This window comes from Aneurinibacillus sp. Ricciae_BoGa-3 (assembly GCF_028421645.1).
Taxonomy (GTDB): domain Bacteria; phylum Bacillota; class Bacilli; order Aneurinibacillales; family Aneurinibacillaceae; genus Aneurinibacillus_B.
In genome coordinates this window covers 1,326,432-1,344,477 of sequence record NZ_CP116887.1, presented here as the reverse complement: position 1 = coordinate 1,344,477, position 18,046 = coordinate 1,326,432, and the positions used below count along the sequence as shown (strand labels likewise).

Here is an 18,046-nt window from a genome sequence, read left to right as displayed (position 1 = left end):
GGTAACCAGCGTATAGAGCCTTTGGCTTTACGATAGCTTCTGAGTTTATTTGGCAAAAAGAATAGCAGAGGCCTTTGCAACTAATACCTGTTGATCATTGAAAATCTGGCATTCAGCGTGAACGAGGTTTTTCCCTTCTTTCACCGTCGTTGCGTGGGCCACCAGGTACTCCCCTATAGCTGCGCGCAGAAAGGACACTTTAAGATCTACGGTCACCACCGTTTGAACACCGCTGCCATCACCCTCAGGCACATTACACATCGCGACATCAGCCAGCGAAGATATGATTCCCCCATGAACCACACCTAGACTATTTAGGAATAAAGGTTTTACCGGGAGATAAATATGTACTTGGTTTTCCGTTATTCTTTCGTACTGCAAGGCCATGAATTCATCAAAAGGCTGTTTTATAAACAACTCCACTCCTCCTCGAAGAAATCTATTTTTTCTGTTTGATAATGGCAACGGTACAGCGGGAAACACAAATCAGTTTATCCTCTTCGTCTACAATTTTGATATCCCACACCATTGTTGTGCGGCCTTTATGCAGGGGTGTTGCCACAGCTGTAACAATCCCATCCCGCTTGCCCCGTATGTGATTAGCATTGATTTCAAGCCCAACCGCTGCTTCATTTTCCTGGTCAATCAAATTCCAGGTACCGATGCTGGCCACTGTTTCAGCAAGTACGACCGAGGCGCCCCCGTGCAGAAGTCCAAACGGCTGGTGGGTGGCGGCGTGAACCGGCATGGTTGCCGTAACCCTGTCTGCTGTTATCTCCCCCATTTTGATCCCGAGCACCCCGGCAATTGTATCTTCATAACTCTTCATTTCCATTTAATCTCCCCTCTCTATCCACTTTTCTACCTATTCTGAATATATCATCCGATATTTAAGTTGTACACAAGGGAATTCCAGAACAGGTTATTGAGACGTTAACTGGACTTGATAGGGCAGCCTCAGTATGCGACGGGGAGTTGATTCAAACAATGAAGAGAGGAGTTTGGAATGCTGGAGGTAAAATAACCATAGGAGGATATAAAGGATATAAAAATGACTAAACAGGCAGAACAGCTTCGCATCATTGAACAATTAAAACAGGCGTTCGTAAGCGATAAACCCTCGCTTTGCTTTCGTAGACTTAAAGCTAATGGTGAGTTAGAAGACAAATTTCCGGAGATTTTTGCGCTGGTTGACATGCCGCAGAACTCTGTACACCATAAAGAAGGAACGGCCTTTGAGCATACCATGCAGGTGCTTGATGTCGCTTCCCTCCTTAGCGGTGGCATGGCACAAAACAAGCGGGATAAATTTCTTTTTTCAGCGCTCGTTCATGATGTGGGCAAAGCCGTTACCCTCAAGTACAATGAGAAAACCGGAGAAGCCACGCACCACGGCCATGAAGCAGCAGGGGTGCCGATTGTCCATAAAATGTGTGATCGATTGGGATTAGAAGACTGGAAGAAAGAAGCTGCGTTTATCACAAAGTATCACATGCATATGCACATTTTGCATGTGATAGGGGCAAAGAAAGTTGCGGATTTAATTAGAAAAATTAAAGAAAACGTAGGGTTGGACTGGTTTATTAAGGCAACAACCGCTGATAAAAGAGGGCGCGTGGCTAAAGGGCTCGATTTCGATCAATATGTATCGCTCGCAGAACACCCCAATGCGGAATTGCTCCGCAGGTATACACATGCATACGAATCAAAAGAAAATCCTGTGGACAAAGTTGCTCAAATCCAGCGTTTGAAAACAGCAGGTACGAATTAATCTCATACATAGCTTACAGGGTAAGACGGTGATGGATTATGAATGAATGACAAAAAAAGAGGGAGCAGGCTCTCCCTCTTAGTGGATATTCTTCTTTTTAAAGTTTCCACCCTTTACATTATTAATTGAGCCAACCGCCAGAAAAGCGGAATCATCAATTTCATCGATAATGGAGCGAAGCTTGGCTTCCTCCAGACGGGTAATGACGCAAAAAATCACTTTTTTATCCTCTCCCGTATAGGCTCCTTCTCCGTTCAAATAGGTAACCCCCCTGCCCAGCCGCGCAAGCAGAGCGTCCCCTATCTCCTGATGCTGGTCTGTTATAATCCACACAGCACGCGACTCATCCAATCCCTGAATGGTTACGTCAATCATTTTAAACGCAATGTAGTAGGCGATAAGCGAATACATCGCATGATCCCAGCCAAAAACAAACCCGGCGCTTCCAAGTATAAAAATATTAAAGAACATGACGGTTTCGCCAACGGAAAAAGGGATCTGTTTGTTAAACAAAATGGCCACAATTTCTGTTCCATCAAGCGAACCCCCGAAGCGGATAACCATGCCTACACCAATACCTAAGATAATGCCCCCAAACACGGCCGCCAGCAGCGGATCAGCCGTAAGCCCGGGAACCGGTTTTAGAAACACGGTACCGACAGACATGACGATAACCCCAAACAGCGTTGAAAAGGCAAATGTTTTTCCAATCTGCTTGTAGCCGATAATTAAAAAAGGCAGGTTCAGTAGAAATAGAAGAAGTCCTAAATTGAATCCGGTAAGATGGGAAAGAATAATGGAAATTCCGGTAATGCCTCCATCGATAATGTTGTTTGGCACAAGAAAGATTTCCAATCCTACAGATACGAGGATCGCACCCATCAGGATAAACAAAACCCGCTTGGCAAACTTGGTCTTTGTGAGCCTTCTATGTTTTTTTCTGTGCTCTTCTATGTATTCCAACGAACAACCTCCTCTTCATATGAAATCTTTCTTCTCGATTATACATTATACGTTCCCATGGATTCTTTCAGCTGCAACATACGTCCCAGCGATAAAATCATGAATGGCTCTCTTATCTTTGCGCAGTTCTACCAATATAAGAAACTGGCAAAATAATGGAAAAACGGGTTCCCCTGCCTTTTTCACTTTTTACGATAATTTTCCCGTTTAATCCCTTTACGATGCTGTAAGAAACCATGGTGCCTAATCCGGTTCCTTTTTCTTTCGTGGAATAAAACGGAAATCCAATCCGCTCCACCTCTTCAGCCGTCATCCCTTTGCCCGTATCAATGATTTCAATGATGAGTTCCCCATTTTCCTCGCTGGCATTAATGTGTAACGTTCCGCCGTTATCCATCGATTCGATACCATTTTTTATTATATTGATCAGACACTGCTTTACTTTTGAAGGGTTTGCCGTCAGGTATGTTGATTCCCTTAGCGTTAATGAGGTGGAGATCTGTACATGACTTAACAGGGCAAATGGTGACATTATATTGGCAACTTGATCGATAATATCTATTACATGAACCTGCTCCCGGCCCTCCACTTCGGGCTTAGCAAAAGATAAATAATCAGTAATAATAGATTGCGCCCGTTCTAATTCCGTTAACATAATTTTCGCGTACTCTTTCCGCTTGTTTTCCTCAATTTCACCCTCACTGAACAACTGCATAAACCCATGTACTACCGTAAGCGGATTTCGAATCTCATGCGCCACCGAAGCAGCTAATTCACTTAGGATGTGCATTTTATCTGAACGGTTTCTCTCCTTTTTTAATTCCTTCTTCTCAAGCATGCTCTTAATTAAATACAGAGAGCACCACATCGTTAAGAGATTAATGATGACGTACAGGATGAATTGTATAAGAGAAGCATCGGTAGTATGTTTGTGGATGATCTGATGGCATGTTAAAACAACAACAAAAATAACAGAAGCCAAAAAAGCCAGCAGTATTCCAGCCATCATTTTTCGTTTCTTTAGTAAGTTGGGGCATCTGAAATACAAGCAAACAATGATAAAAATTAAAAGTACATATTGAAGAGTAGCGGGGTAAAAACCAGCTCCACCAAGGTAGCAGCGGTACACAAGGTAAGTCAAACTAACGAAAATCAAACTCCGATATCCACCATACAAAAAGCACAAAATTGTAGGCACAAATCGGAGGTCATAGATGTACCCTCCTGACAACGTGCGCAGTGGGAACGTCATGCACAGTACAACGCAAACAGCGGCCAATAACGTGATCAATCGTTCATTGCGCGTTTCTTTCCCATCTCTGTCCAGCCAAAACACCTGATAAAACAAGATGCAAATAAAAATGATTAAGGTATTTATAAGCAATTCTTTCATAATTTTTTTCGATTCTCCTGTGTCCTTGTTCCTTTTCTTCTTATAGGTATCGTCAAAACCCGATAAAGATGATAGCGTCAAAGCACATACTTTTAGAGAAACGCTTTCATTGGCTTCGAGAAGGCACTTCTTGTTTTTGATGAACACTCCCCCACTTAGTTCCTTCGGACCTCGAAGTCGGGGTTTCTGATCTCACAAGACGAATGGTTTGGGTCGAAGAAAGGGTTGCCTTTCTTCTCACACCTTGCAGTGTGCCAATCCCACCCGCAGAAGCGATCAGCAACACGAACCATCGGTTCGCGGGCCGCAAACCGGGCAGGTTTGCGAAGTAAACCGTTCATCTTGCTTAGATAGTTTAATGCCATGCGCCGCCAGTTTGTAGGCGAGGTAGGCGTACATTCTTCCAAACGTCCACTGGCTCATACGCCGGTTATGCTTACGGGAACGCGGCTGTTTCTTAGATGATTTTTTCTTGCGAGCCGATGTATTGCGCTGAACACCTTCTACATCACCGAAGGTGACATGTTTTATATCTTGTGCGAGTGCCCAGTTTACGAACTGCTTGGTTGTTTTATGCAAAGCTTCATACTTCGGAGTTTGCGTCCGGTAACAATCAAACTTTGGCCGCTTGTCACCACTGCCGCAATTGAGTGAATCTCACCGGGATCAATGGCACAGACGTTAGAACCTGTCGGTTCCGCTTCCTGTTTTCCGTCATCGTAGGAAATCGCAAGTTTCAAACCGCGATCATAGACCAACTCGATTTCTTTCATCCCCTAACTATGCTAATAGCGTTGAGGAAGGGGACTTCTCGCGATCATGTTAAAAAAGTGTTAAACAGAAAACTCAGGGAATAGGATGGTACAGGCATAAAAAATATGCCCAAACATCGGGGGAGGATTGCAAAATGAGTGCACTAATTAGCTACATATTTTTGGGACTGTCTCTGGCCGCGCCCATCGGCCCTATCAATGCAGCACAAATTGATAAAGGAATTAAAAATGGATTCCTGCACTCGTGGCTTGTCGGGGTCGGGGCTATGGTGGCTGACACCCTTTATATGATGCTTGTTTATTTTGTGGAGGTTCGTTTTCTGCACAGTACATTCATGCAAGTTTTAATGTGGTCTTTCGGCTGTTTTATTCTACTCTATACAGGTATAGAAAGTCTGGCAGGCGCCGGTAAAATCATGGCCAGCCATAAAAGTAAAGAGGAATCCCCATGGAAATCGTTTCTTTCCGGTTTTATTATGTCTTTATCGAATCCCCTTACCATTCTTTTCTGGATCGGCATTTATGGTTCTGTTCTCGCTGAAACCGCTCAATCGTATGATTCATCCGAATTAATGATGTACAGTGCCGCCATTATCCTGGGCATTTCAATTTGGGATATTGCAATGGCGGCGCTAGCCAGCAGCTTTAAACGATTTTTGACCAAGCATGTCCTCTCCTGGATTTCCATCGTATCCGGTTTATCCCTAATCGGCTTTGGATTTTATTTTGGCTGGGAAGCTTTTAAAGCCCTGTTCGTTAGCAGGTGACGGATCTTTAGGGTTGCCTTTTCTGCGAATAAACTGCATGATAAACGTCAAAACGCCGATTAAAACAACAAAAATAAAGCTTACATAAAATCCAGGCCGGCTTGTACGATGTGCAAGTGTCCCAATTACTGCAAGCAATAGAAGCGCCATGCCCAAGTAACGTTTAAATTGCCCCCACCCTGTTAGATCCAGCAACCGGCCGGAAGTGACAAGTATAAACAGCCAGTTGTACATAAGAAGTAAGCCGGCCGCTGTGGTGAAATACTCATAAATGCTGCCGGGCATGAATAAAGCCAGCATAATGGACATAACCATGCCTGCTGCGGTAAGCCCAAGGGCAGGAATGGGCCGGTTTCCCATCATTCTTCTGGCGAAGAAAGGGGGAGCGTCCTGATCTTCGGCCAATGTCACAAGCATTGTTGTTATTGCAAACAAGGAGGCAACCATGGTTGAAAAACCAGCAATGATCAATACCCCATTAAAAATTTGGGTCATGTACGGTACATGATAGTTCTCTAAAGCACTAATAAACGGGCTTTTATTCGAATGAAACGCCTTCCACGGGAGAAGCGTGAGAGCCAGGCCAATGGAGAGGACATATACAGTTGTCAGAAGCCCAAGCATCACCTTACCCGCCATTGGCGCTTCTTCAGGTCTGCGCAGGCGAATCGCCATCAATCCAATAATCTCAATCCCGCCAAACGCATAAAAAGCATAAATAAGAGAAGACCATAAACCCAAAACACCTGTTGGGAAAAAAGCTTCAACCGGAAGCCGCGGCTGGTGCGTCCGGCCCTCCAGCACTCCGAACAATGCCAGCGCAGCAATAGCAAGAAACATCAAAATGGCCGCAATTTTAAGGACCGCAAAAAGGTTTTCCAACCTATCAAAACCTTTGGTTCCCGCTAGTAGCACAAGCAGCCCCAGAATGGCATAACCTGTCGCAAATATCCACATCGGAACATTTGCAAACCAGAAGCGGGTGAACAACGACAGTGCGGTGAGCTGGCTGCCCATAATTAAAAGTTCGGAACTCCAATAAACCCAGCCACTGCTGAAGCCCGCCCAGCCACCATACGCCTTCTTCGCGTAAGAGCGAAAGGAACCTTTGATTGGCTCCTCTGCCGTCATTCTCGCCAGCACATCAAATACCACGTAGGTGCCAAAAGCCGCTAACATAAATGATATGAGTACAGCAGGTCCTCCCATTTCAATGGCCAGTCCTGTCCCCAGAAAATATCCGGTGCCTATCGTACAGGCTACACCCAGCAGGGACAGCTGCCACCACTTTAGCGGTTTCTCCGCTTTTTCACCGCTTTTTATGCTGCTCATTGCGCCCTCTCCTTCTGTTCCTTGCCGCATTTTAGCTCCAGTTTATTTTTTTTACCGGCGATTAAATCTATTCGCTCTCTCTTACGCTTAAAATTTGGTAAACCATAATTCCGTAATCACCAATCGATTTATTTTACCGACCCGGACCGGCATACATTTGCGTTTCATTGCGGCTCCCTAGAAGAGAGGCTGGCCTACTAAAAGGAACAAAAAACTCATATGACTTTGTATGAATGAAAAGATCCCGGCTAGGTGCTGCCGGGATCGGGTTTAGAGGTTGTCAACGGGGGGCTGCCAGCCCTCCTTAACATGTACAACTACTTATTTGGCAAAAAAATCGTAAAGGCCGTTCTTAATTCATCAGAGCTGCACAAGATCGTGCCATTTTGCCGCTCGATGATTTTCTTGCAGATATATAAACCGATCCCCGTTCCGAGTTCTTTCGTTGTCACGAAGGGTTCAAAGATAATCGGAAGAAGACTTGCGGGGATAGGCGGCCCGTTGTTTATTATCTCTATTTGTATGCCCGTTTCTTTCTCAGCTGCTTTTAGAAAAATTTTTCGCTCAAGGCTTTTCGTCTGCAAAGATTCAAGAGAATTAACCATCAGATTGATAAAAACCTGGCGCAGTTCATTCTTGTATCCATAAAAGTAAATATCCGGTTCAATTTCTGATACAACTTTAACGTCCCAATCTGCTAAGCCGGGTGAAATAAACGCGATGATTTCACTTAGAATATCGCTCAGCAGGAACTGTTCTTTCTCCTCTTCTAGTACACCCTTTCTGGAAACGAGCAAAAATTGTGTAATCCTATAATTAAGCTGTTGAAGCTCGTGCATGATAATATCAAAGTAGTCTAAGTCCGGGTACTTCTCCATCAGCAGCTTGGTAAACCCAATAACCGCTGTCAACGGATTTCTAAATTCATGCACAAAGCTTGATGATATTTGGCTAAGAATCGTTAATCTTTCTTTATGGGTTTGCTCAACAAATACTTTCATTTCTTCTAAATCTGCGTTCTTCAAATTAATATATCTGGAAAGCGCATTGCTTATAAAGCAGTCAAAACACTCATTTATTTTTTCGATGACAATCTGGAGCTCCTGCAGCGAAAATTCGGAACGGCTAAGATTATTAAAAATCTCACTTCTGCCCAGGTTAATGTTATAGATAAACTCCCCTATGTTTACATCTGCCAGAAGGCGTTCGATCCCTACCTTTTCAGCAAGTGTTTTTACCTGGTCAAGTGAAATCTGAGAACGAAGGTACTGAATGATAAGCTGATACAGCATATTGCCATTATGGTATACTTCATTCTTAAATCTATCGGACTCAGAGATTTTTACTTTCCGCCGCCATTCCGAGACCTGAGTAACCTGATTCTTCTCCAAATAATCAGCAAACCTTTCAATTACCGTACCTGCCACTCTTAATCAAACCTCTCTCATTTAAAACTAAGGTCTCAAAATTAAGCACATTTAGAATATATCATATATTGGTGGGTATAGTTTTATTTTTTTATGTATCATTTCTATGAAGGAGTATAACCCTTTACTAAGAAAATAAATCAGAGTTACATACCCTTTATGCAACAGTTATAAACCTTTCCTTATTGACCTTGCTGCATTGCTTCCATTAAAATAGTCAAGTCATAATAAATTGGGGTAGAGATACATAAGAAATCTGTATATACAGATGGATTTCATCCGATATTATCGGTCATTTAACCCTGCAAGATTTCAGGAAAGGAGATACGCAATGCAAGGCAAAACAAATAGAAGAAATGTAACTATCGCTATGATGGTCGCCACTTTTCTGGCCGCCATTGAAGTAACGATTGTGAGTACAGCTATGCCCAGAATTGTCAGCGACCTGGGCGGTATTAAGTTAATTAGCTGGGTATTCGCCGTGTATCTGCTTACAACATCTGTCACAACTCCGATTTACGGAAAATTATCAGACTTATTCGGACGCAAGATTATCTTTGCGATTGGGACGATCCTTTTTCTCGTTGGCTCGATGCTCTGCGGCTTATCCCAATCGATGCAACAGTTAATCTGGTTCCGCGCAATTCAGGGAATTGGTGCAGGAGCCGTTCTTCCTGCGACATTTACCATTATCGGGGATATTTACTCTTTTGAGGAACGCGCTAAAATTCAAGGCTTCTTCAGCTCGATCTGGGGGATTGCAGGGATTGTGGGCCCTCTCGTCGGAGGATTCTTCGTGGATCAAATTTCCTGGCATTGGATTTTCTATATTAATGTTCCCTTTGGGGTCATTGCCCTCATCATGGTGTGGATCAACCTAGATGAAAAGTTTGAGAAGAAAAAGAATCATATTGATTATGCGGGAGCCGCAGCTTTCACAATTGCGACGACTTCGCTCTTATATGCGCTGCTCACGGGCGGTCAACAGTTTGCCTGGAGCTCCTCGTTTATCCTTGGACTGTTTGCCTTGGTCGTAATTTTTGGTGCACTTTTTGTCTGGATTGAGGCAAAGTCACCGGAGCCAATGCTGCCCCTTTCCCTATTTAAAATAAGAATTATTTCCATCTCGAACATTGCTTCCTTTTTAGTGAGCGCTCTGCTGATTGCGATTAATGCTTATATTCCCATGTGGGTACAAGGCGTTTATGGCGAGGGAGCGACAAACTCAGGATTAATTATGGCTCCCATGTCCATTGGCTGGCCACTCGGCGCTGTATTGAGTGGGCGTTTGTTGCTGAGGCTTGGTGCCCGCACCACCTCACTGCTCGGAACCATCATTCTCCTGCTGAGTTCAGTCTGGCTTGCATTTATAAGCCCGTCAATGCCGCATGTAATGATTGTAATCATTATGTTTGTGTCTGGATTAGGTTTTGGTTTGGCGACAACCGTGTTTACTGTCGTCGTTCAGTCCGCTGTTGACTGGAATCTTCGCGGTGCCGCCACCGCTTCTAACTCCTTTGTAAGAACGCTGGGGCAGACATTTGGCATTGCGGTATTTGGGACGATCTTCAACAGCTCGATGGCGAAGTTCATGTCCGCTCATATACACGGTAACGCCGGTTCACAGAGCCAGGATATGAATCAGCTGTTAAATCCTGAAAATGTGCAGCATATGCCGAAAGCACTTCTGGAACTGATGCGCACGGGCCTTGCTTCAAGCCTGCAAACTATTTTTTACGGACTTATCTTCATTGCGATAGCCGCTCTGCTAGTGGTTCTCTTTTTAGCCCGGCAAGGGAAACAGGAAGAAACAGCACATGCAAAATAGATACGAAATAAAGCCCACATGCTCATCAACGAGCCTAGCGGGCTTTTTTTCATTAACCTTGTTGCTATACTCATTTGTGCTCCTATTAAACCCCCTCACTTTTATCGGTTTTATTTCCCACCGCAACGGAGCGTTTTCCAGGGAGTGCCATACATACTAACAATGCAAGGATGGAGAGACCCAAAACCAAAAGAAATATTTGATGTAATCCTACAGCAACGGCTTCTCGCATGACTTCAAAAGTTCTTTCAGAAATACTTCTAGAAAAGTGAGGATTGAAAAGCTTATTTATATCCACACTCTGTTTCAATACATTATGGTGGGCAGCTAGATAATCGTTTATGTTGTGATTAAATAAGGTACCAAACACAGCAATTCCAACGGTTTGCCCTAATGTACGCAAAAATGTGCTTGAGGCTGTAGCAGCACCCCTCAGTTGCCATCCAACGGCAGATTGGATACATACCGTAAACGTGGTAATGGCAAATCCAAAGCCAAGCCCCATCACGAACATTACGCTTGTAAGCATCCAATACGGCGTATGATTCCCTATAAAGCCTAGCATAAGGGAGCCGATGAACAGAGCTGATATTCCGATAAATGATGTCATCTTTTCTCCCAGCTTCAGCATAATCCTCCCTCCAATGGCAGCTCCCAAGGGCCACCCTATTGAAAGAGGGATGAGCGTTAATCCCGAGCTAGTCGCTCCTTGCCCATGTATGCCCTGTATCCAAAGAGGCAGATAAACCGTAATCGCGATAAGAATGCCACTGACTACAAAACCAGCAAGATTGCATATGGCGATCACGCGGATACGAAATAGAGAGAGCGGCAGCATCGGGTCAGGAGATTTCGTTTGTATTTAGATAAACAGGCTAAGAAAGATGGCTGAAAATAGAAACAAACTTACGATTATGCTTGAACTCCAAGGATATTGGGTGCCACCGGTTAATAGTGCGTAGAGTAATGCCGTTATTCCAAGAGTAAACGATAGAACTCCAGGGTAATCGATATGCTTTCTTTTTATCTCAAACGTTTCAGATGTCCCCGATAATCGTGAAGGTAATCGGAAGAATCGCTCCTGCGCCGATTCCTTGAAATGCTCGAAACCAGATAAGCTGTGTCATGCTGTGGGACAATCCAGAAAGCATGGAACCAAGTAAGAAAAGCATCGTACCTACCGTAAATATGATTTTACGTCCAAAAAGATCGGCCAACTTTCCATAGATAGGGGTTGTTACAGCGGATGTTAACAGATACACCGCTACTACCCAACTAATTAATTGTAATCCGCCAAGTTCACTCACAATGGTCGGCATCGCCGTGCTGACAATCGTACTTTCAATAGCAGCTAGTACGGTTGCAACCATCATAGCAATCGTAACCGTCCGCCTGTTGGCATTCTTCATTTTCATCTTTCCTTTCTCATTTATTAACGGAGGTTAAATCTTGCGTTAATCGGTAACGTTTCACTCATGACAAAGACCTTTTTTTGTACAGACTTAATGATGGACATCTTTGACATCATAGAAATAAGATAAGGGCGGATTTTTTTCATGAAAGGGCTTTGAGACATCTGCATAGCCTCTTGCTTGAGTTGTAATTGATGAACAGTACGAACATCCTCACAACGAATGTCTTGTACTTTCCCTAGCTGATTCAAAGAGAGATCTCCTTTTTGTAATCCTTCGTAAATGACATCCGCAGCAACAATCGCCGTAGCAGTAGATAAGGAAACCCCGATTCCTCCTGCAGGGGACGCGCAATGTGCAGCATCTCCAATTAATAAGCAGCCATCTTTGGCCCACTCCCTCACAAACATCGTTTTTGCCTGCAAAATTGTAAATGATTTAAAATCCCTCAAAGAATCAGTAAATTCTTTAAATGCGGGACTCGCTTCAGCTAATTCCTTGCGAAAATGGGCAATTCCTTTATCCTGTATTTGTTTCCATTCCCCTTTTTTAAAGGTAATGCCTCCTTGAATGGAATCGGGGTACTTCGGTAAAACGAGGCAGAAGTGAGAATCTGTCATTACCAGTTGAATTTGCTTTGGCATTCCTTGGGGCAGCTGAGTAGTAAACCAGGCTACATCGTGATTGTAGTGCTCATATTCCATTTCAAATTGACCGAGCTTCCGGATTAACGAAAACCTTCCATCGGCACCGACTGTAACTTTTGCGTGGATTAGCATCTCTCCCTCTTTTGTTTCAGCTTTGACTCCTACAATGCGTCCTTCTTCTTTCAACAGCTCCTTTACCGAAGAGTGAAACTGTAAATGAAAAGAAGGGTACATTTTCCCTTTATCGTATAGTGCATTCAACAAGATAGGCTGCGGCATCCAAAAGGCATAAGGAAACTCCGGTACTAAATCTGAAAAACGGATGGGCACCAGCACTTTATCCTTGTGGTACAGCCCGCCTTCATCAAGCTTGAGATGAGGATACTGTTCAAGAAACGTCCGCAACCCAATCTGTTCCATCATCTGTACAAATCGTGGATGCATAATCTCTCCTCTGTATTGCCGATCAAAATTCGCACTTTTCTCTAGAACTGTTACATCCACTCCCTGACTTGCCAACAAAAGTCCAAGAATCATCCCTGCTGGGCCCCCACCTACGATACAAACATCGGTATACATGACTTGATCCATCCTATTCATTCCTCCTTATATTATTAGCATGCTAACCAAATAACGCTAAAAAATTTTTCGGTGTTTTAAAAATTCATGTTGTGTAATGCACGTGTTAACAACCGGACTAAAAATAAGCGCTCATCTTCCGTAAAATCTTTAAGTGCCAGCTCATTGACAGCCTTTGCCTCTGGAATCAATATTTCTTCAAGACTTTTACCTTGTTCCGTCAGATACACAAGCATGGCTCGTTTATCGGCCTTATCAACTTGTCTTTGGATGAGCCCGGCTTTTTCCATCCGTTGTAAGATTCCGGTCACCGTGGCCCCTTCCAGCCTCAGTCTTTGCTGAAGTTCTACTTGCGGTATACCTTCACGTTGCCAAAGTACAGCTAAGATGGACCACTGAGAAGGTGTAATTCCATGCACTTTAAATCTTCTCTCCAGTTCATTGGCCATAACGTGCGCCAGCCTGTTCACAAGAAAGCCAGGGCTTTCGAACAAATCCATTTACATCATCCTTCTTAAATTTGTTTCTTTTAACTTGCTTTGCATGCTAATAATATGACAATGGGAAATGTCTGTCAATACAAAGAACCGATTTCCCAATTTTAGTGGAAAATCGGTTTTGTACTTTTATTTACTGCTTCTTTCTTTATAAATGTTCAACGCTTTCTGGATAAAGGTTTGGACTTCATCATCATAAGGCTTGAATTCAGTCGGCATTTGCTCACGATCTGCATACATATTTTGCAGGCTTGCAAGCAAACCTGGATCCCCCTGCGTAAACTCCTCAATTAAAGCAAGCCAGCGTACAGCAAGGTCCTGTGCCTGAGGGCTTGCCGGGTCGCTGTTCACAGCTTGTTTAACCTCTTCAATTAAGTCCTGCCACCTTTTCGTATCCGCTTTCTGCTGTTCAGGTGAATATTCCCGCTTAGCGAGCGCTTCCAGCTGTTCCTCCGAATAATACCTTTTAATCCAGTCTATATTCTTTTCCATTTGAATCACCTCAATAATTTTAATAAATTTTTCCTTGTTGGATTTCAATTCGTGCCGCACACTATCTTCCGCTTCGTTAATGGCTTTAATCACAAGCTCCAGTTGCCGCTTTTTTTCTTCTATAACTTCACGCTGCATCTTTAGCGCTGCTGCAACATCGAAGTCCTCTTCCTGAAAAATTATCCGAATTTGCTCCAACGATAAGCCGATAAATTTAAGTGTGAGGATTTGCTGAAGAAGAACAAAATCCTCTTGACTGTAAAGCCGGTGTCCGGCTTCTGTGTAATGAGAGGGTACAAGCAGCCCGGCCTGGTCATAATATCGAAGTGTCCGAACTGTTACCCCTGCTTTTTGTGCAAATTCACCCGTCTGGTAAAACTGCGTTCTTGCTTCATCCAAGGTATTTCCTCCTTTCAAAAACAGAATAGAGCATGACGTAACGTCATACGCAAGTTATAAAAATCGGCAAGTGAACCTTCACTTTACACAATTCCTTGTGCTAATTTAACAACATATACAACGTGTTTAGATAAAATTACCTATTACCTTCATTTGGTACAGATGGTAAACTGTTTGTTAAAAGAAAATTAATCCCTTTGTAATAGGAGGTGGAACCTATTCTTTGACACATTGACAAATGCTTTGAGCTGAATTATCAATCAACACAAGGAATCTTGTAAACGGATGCATTGCATGACCTGGGGACAATTACAATCAGACAAAGGAATGAAGTGAAAAATGTCATTATTTTCTAAATCATTACAAACAAAGTTAATTATCATTAGTTTACTAATCTTAGCTATCCCTAGTATTATAATCGGCTCGGTCAGTTTTCAAATCTCCAAACAGCAGCTCACTGCCGCAGGAGAAACACAGCTTAAAAATGATACTCGCCTGGTTATAGCAATGATTGATTCATTGCAGGAACAGGTTGCAAATGGGCAGTTGACCATGCAGGACGCCCAGGAAAAGATTAAACAGGAAATTCTGGGAAAGAAGCAGGCCAATGGGCTGCGTCCGGTTAATGCCAGATATGACCTCGGGAAAAACGGGTTCTTTTATGTACTTGACCAGCATGGACAATCACTGGCAAGCCCTACTTCTGAGGGAAAGAATCTTTGGAACGTGACAGCAAAAGACGGTACATATGTGATGCAAAACGTTATCAAAGCCGCCCAGCAAGGTGGAGGATACACGATATATGATTGGCCCTTGCCAAATAACCCCAATAGCTCAGCCTCAAAAATTACGTATTCAGAAGTAGATCCCCATTGGGGGTGGGTTGTTGTGGCAGGTTCCTATCTGCAAGACTTTAATAGCGGGGCTAACCTTGTATTATATTTTCTGATGATTGCACTTGGAATTTCCCTTCTTATTGGAGCTTTCATTATATGGTGGATTGCCCGCAAGATTACACAGCCTATTAAGCAAATAAGCGTACAAGCGGAGAGCGTTGCCAATGGTGATTTGACGATCGAACATCTTGAGTTAAAAAGCAAAGATGAGATTGGCCGCCTAAGTATGAGCTTTAACCGGATGATTGATTCTTTGCGATCCATTGTAACAGAGGTAAATGATTCCGCTATTCTTCTATCCTCTTCATCGGAGCAATTGTCAGCTAGCGCAGAGCAATCCAGCAAAGCGACAGAACAAGTAGCTTATACGATGCAGGAATTAGCGGCTGGAACTGAAAATCAAGCTGCCGGCATTAATCAAACGAATGTAACCATTAAAGAATTAGCGGCGGGTGCCCAGCACATATCTGCAAAATCCGAGGCCGTTTCAACTTCGGCCGTTCAGGCATCTGATACAGCAAAAGAAGGTCATCTATTAATCCAGAAGGTTGTACAGCAAATGGAGTCAATCCGGACCACAGTGAACGACTCAGCACAGGCCATTCGCACGTTAGGTGAGCATGCCAAAACAATTGATAATATCGTTGAGGTCATTACGGGTATCTCTAACCAGACCAATTTATTAGCTTTAAACGCAGCGATTGAGGCAGCCAGGGCGGGCGAGCATGGACGGGGTTTTGCTGTAGTGGCTGATGAAGTGCGAAAACTTGCCGAACAATCTTCTGTATCAGCTAAGCAAATTGGAGAATACACAAAATCGATACAATCAGAAATCCAAAAATCCATGGCCTCCATGGAAACCGGAACACATGAAGTAGCTACCGGCATGCACGATGTCTATTTAACAGGCGAGTCATTTGAAAAAATTCAGGCTGCGGTTGAAGATGTTGCCGTGCAAATTTCTGAGGTATCCGCATCCGTACAACAAATGACTGCGAGTACGGAACAAATTGTCCATTCCATTGATATCGTCACGAAGGCAACGGAGCAAAGTGTGGATGGGGTGCAAACTGTATCAGCCTCAACAGAAGAACAATTGGCTTCCATGGAGGAGATATCCTCATCGGCAATCGCCTTATCCGCCATGGCGCAACAGTTAGATGCATCCATTAATAAATTTAAACTATAGATTCCTTTATACCATTTAGGTGCAACATCTAGGTATCGGGGTGATGGAGACAATTGCCGGTCTTTTTCGCCCTCTGTTCCACACGCTCCATTAGAAAACTAGGTTGCGGCCAAGCTGTAGCGCAGGCAGCGAACCTAAGTCGCACTCATGCCGAGAGGTAAAATCTAAACACCTTTCGGACTGGGGGAAAGAAAGGTACGGACATGCGCCTCACGATGTTTTTCTTGGGTGTTTCGGAACCGGAGGTCCCTTTTAAAAAATCGCTCAAGGCACTTCAACACTGTGAAGCACATCAACTTTACATATAACAAAGCGAAAGGGACCTATCGGTCCCAGCAGAAAATCACATTCATACTAAAGCGCGAAATATACTTTCTGGTCACGACAAAAAAACTGAAACTTTCATGGCGGCCTGCAAGGCCGCCTTACTCATTTCAGCTTTTGCCCTAACTTATGCAGGTTACCCCGCTATCTTATTGTAACGACAATGATTTATCCGATTAGAAGGATAACGGCAGACCCCGAAGGCGATCGATCATCTCATCGATCCGCGGTTCGTCTACCAGAAGCCCAACTCTTACATAACCTTCGCCGTGTACGCCAAATCCCCGCCCGGCAGCCATGACGACATGCGCTTTATCCAGCAGATAATCGGAAAAGGAGACGGAATCGAATCCTTTGGGAATGGGCAGCCAGCAGAAGAATGACCCCTGGGAACGCTGTGCTTCCCAACCGATGGAGGCGAGGCCGTCGTACAGTCTATTGCGCCTGCGTTCATAAAGCTGGGCAAGCTCGCGCACGCAATCCTGTGAAGACGTAAGGGCCGTTACCGCGGCCATCTGGATGCCGCCGTACAACGACACATAGTAGTGGTCCTGGATTTCATTTAGCAGGCGGATTACATCCTTATTCCCCGCCGCAAAACCAACCCGCCAGCCTGCCATGTTGTATGTTTTGGACAGCGTGCAGAACTCGACGCCAACCTCCTTGGCGCCCGGAAGCTCTAGGAAGCTAATCGGCTTATGGCCGTCAAACCCAATTGCGCCATAAGCAAAATCATGGGCAACGACGATATTATGCCGTTCAGCCACCGCGATTGTCTGCTTAAAAAAGGCGTGATTGGCAACGGCACCGGTGGGATTATTCGGGTAGTTTAGAAACATGAGCTTCGCTTTATCAAACGTGGTAGTTGGAATGGCATCATAGTCAGGCAGGAAATCGTGCTCCGCCAAAAGCGGCATCGTAACCATTTCCCCGCCTGAAATAGCCATGCCTGACCAGTAGTCAGGATATCCGGGATCCGGGACAAGTGCGATATCGCCCGGGTTTAACAGGCAAGGGCTGATTTCAACTAAACCTGTCTTGGCTCCAAAAAGAATCGCGACTTCTGTCTCTGGATCAAGGTCAACATTATACTCTTGTTTGTACCAGTGAGCGATGGCCTGCTTAAGTTCAATCCGCCCGGAAAATGGCGAATAGCGATGGTGTTCAGGCTTAAGCGCTTCTTCCCGAAGCCGCTCTACAATGTGGGGCGGGGTCGGCTGGTCAGGATTTCCCTGTCCAAGGTTAATGACATCGTGTCCCTGTGCGACACTCTGCTGCACCTTTCCGACAAGCGTAGAGAAAAACTGGACCGGCAGCCGATCCATCAATGATGAAGGTGTTACTTTTACTGGCATGA

The 18,046-nt window shown here is 44.2% G+C and carries 18 protein-coding genes; 4 read left to right on the top strand and 14 right to left on the bottom strand.

The features are described 5' to 3' along the window. Window positions 1–45: 45 nt before the first annotated feature. Window positions 46–423, bottom strand: coding sequence for a PaaI family thioesterase (locus PP175_RS06945; protein WP_272442065.1), 378 nt, complete (start codon window positions 421–423; stop codon window positions 46–48). Window positions 424–439: 16 nt separating this feature from the next. Continuing rightward, entirely contained in the window at window positions 440–835 is a 396-nt protein-coding gene (locus tag PP175_RS06940; protein ID WP_272442064.1) for a hotdog fold thioesterase, read from the bottom strand. Between the two features lie 216 nt (window positions 836–1,051). Here PP175_RS06940 and PP175_RS06935 point away from each other — a divergent pair, with 216 nt between their 5' ends. Then, complete coding sequence (locus PP175_RS06935) at window positions 1,052–1,771, top strand: HD domain-containing protein (protein WP_272442063.1); 720 nt, start codon at window positions 1,052–1,054, stop codon at window positions 1,769–1,771. A 78-nt stretch (window positions 1,772–1,849) separates the two neighbouring features. On the opposite strand, the gene PP175_RS06930 is transcribed toward PP175_RS06935, so the two are convergent. The 4 genes from PP175_RS06930 to PP175_RS06915 all read right to left on the bottom strand — a co-directional run bounded on the left by PP175_RS06930 (window position 1,850) and on the right by PP175_RS06915 (window position 4,885). Then, window positions 1,850–2,725 carry a YitT family protein gene (locus tag PP175_RS06930; protein WP_442870454.1) on the bottom strand — a complete coding sequence of 292 codons (876 nt, stop codon included), beginning with the start codon at window positions 2,723–2,725 and terminating at the stop codon, window positions 1,850–1,852. Between the two features lie 121 nt (window positions 2,726–2,846). Further along, window positions 2,847–4,127 carry an ATP-binding protein gene (locus PP175_RS06925; protein ID WP_272442061.1) on the bottom strand — a complete coding sequence of 427 codons (1,281 nt, stop codon included), beginning with the start codon at window positions 4,125–4,127 and terminating at the stop codon, window positions 2,847–2,849. Between the two features lie 276 nt (window positions 4,128–4,403). Continuing rightward, window positions 4,404–4,706 (bottom strand): IS200/IS605 family accessory protein TnpB-related protein, encoded by a 303-nt coding sequence (locus PP175_RS06920; RefSeq protein WP_272442060.1) that lies wholly within the window; start codon window positions 4,704–4,706, stop codon window positions 4,404–4,406. Beyond that, complete coding sequence (locus PP175_RS06915) at window positions 4,679–4,885, bottom strand: hypothetical protein (protein WP_272442059.1); 207 nt, start codon at window positions 4,883–4,885, stop codon at window positions 4,679–4,681. The genes PP175_RS06920 and PP175_RS06915 overlap by 28 nt, the downstream gene beginning before the upstream one ends. 149 nt (window positions 4,886–5,034) lie before the next feature. Between PP175_RS06915 and PP175_RS06910 the strand changes: the two genes are divergently transcribed. Beyond that, complete coding sequence (locus tag PP175_RS06910) at window positions 5,035–5,667, top strand: LysE family transporter (protein ID WP_272442058.1); 633 nt, start codon at window positions 5,035–5,037, stop codon at window positions 5,665–5,667. Here the strand turns inward: PP175_RS06910 and PP175_RS06905 are convergent. Both PP175_RS06905 and PP175_RS06900 read right to left on the bottom strand, forming a co-directional pair. Then, on the bottom strand, window positions 5,605–6,999 hold the full coding sequence (locus PP175_RS06905; RefSeq protein WP_272442057.1) for an amino acid permease: 1,395 nt from the start codon (window positions 6,997–6,999) through the stop codon (window positions 5,605–5,607). The genes PP175_RS06910 and PP175_RS06905 overlap by 63 nt on opposite strands. A gap of 317 nt (window positions 7,000–7,316) precedes the next feature. Continuing rightward, window positions 7,317–8,426, bottom strand: a complete 1,110-nt coding sequence (locus PP175_RS06900) for a histidine kinase N-terminal domain-containing protein (protein WP_272442056.1) — start codon at window positions 8,424–8,426, stop codon at window positions 7,317–7,319. Between the two features lie 331 nt (window positions 8,427–8,757). Between PP175_RS06900 and PP175_RS06895 the strand changes: the two genes are divergently transcribed. Continuing rightward, window positions 8,758–10,254 (top strand): MDR family MFS transporter, encoded by a 1,497-nt coding sequence (locus PP175_RS06895; protein WP_272442055.1) that lies wholly within the window; start codon window positions 8,758–8,760, stop codon window positions 10,252–10,254. Window positions 10,255–10,339: 85 nt separating this feature from the next. On the opposite strand, the gene PP175_RS06890 is transcribed toward PP175_RS06895, so the two are convergent. From PP175_RS06890 to PP175_RS06870, 5 genes are all read right to left on the bottom strand, one after another. Further along, window positions 10,340–11,092 carry an MFS transporter gene (locus PP175_RS06890; protein ID WP_272442054.1) on the bottom strand — a complete coding sequence of 251 codons (753 nt, stop codon included), beginning with the start codon at window positions 11,090–11,092 and terminating at the stop codon, window positions 10,340–10,342. 199 nt (window positions 11,093–11,291) lie between these two features. Further along, window positions 11,292–11,669: an MFS transporter gene (locus PP175_RS06885; RefSeq protein WP_272442053.1), complete on the bottom strand. Its 378-nt coding sequence runs from the start codon at window positions 11,667–11,669 to the stop codon at window positions 11,292–11,294. A gap of 17 nt (window positions 11,670–11,686) precedes the next feature. Then, complete coding sequence (locus PP175_RS06880; protein WP_272442052.1) at window positions 11,687–12,904, bottom strand: FAD-dependent monooxygenase; 1,218 nt, start codon at window positions 12,902–12,904, stop codon at window positions 11,687–11,689. Window positions 12,905–12,969: 65 nt separating this feature from the next. Further along, window positions 12,970–13,392: a MarR family winged helix-turn-helix transcriptional regulator gene (locus tag PP175_RS06875; RefSeq protein ID WP_272442051.1), complete on the bottom strand. Its 423-nt coding sequence runs from the start codon at window positions 13,390–13,392 to the stop codon at window positions 12,970–12,972. Between the two features lie 126 nt (window positions 13,393–13,518). Further along, window positions 13,519–14,280, bottom strand: coding sequence for a MerR family transcriptional regulator (locus tag PP175_RS06870; RefSeq protein WP_272442049.1), 762 nt, complete (start codon window positions 14,278–14,280; stop codon window positions 13,519–13,521). 339 nt (window positions 14,281–14,619) lie between these two features. Here PP175_RS06870 and PP175_RS06865 point away from each other — a divergent pair, with 339 nt between their 5' ends. Further along, complete coding sequence (locus PP175_RS06865) at window positions 14,620–16,365, top strand: methyl-accepting chemotaxis protein (RefSeq protein ID WP_272442048.1); 1,746 nt, start codon at window positions 14,620–14,622, stop codon at window positions 16,363–16,365. Window positions 16,366–16,865: 500 nt separating this feature from the next. On the opposite strand, the gene PP175_RS06860 is transcribed toward PP175_RS06865, so the two are convergent. Further along, on the bottom strand, window positions 16,866–18,044 hold the full coding sequence (locus tag PP175_RS06860; protein WP_272442047.1) for a pyridoxal phosphate-dependent aminotransferase: 1,179 nt from the start codon (window positions 18,042–18,044) through the stop codon (window positions 16,866–16,868). Window positions 18,045–18,046: the final 2 nt, after the last annotated feature.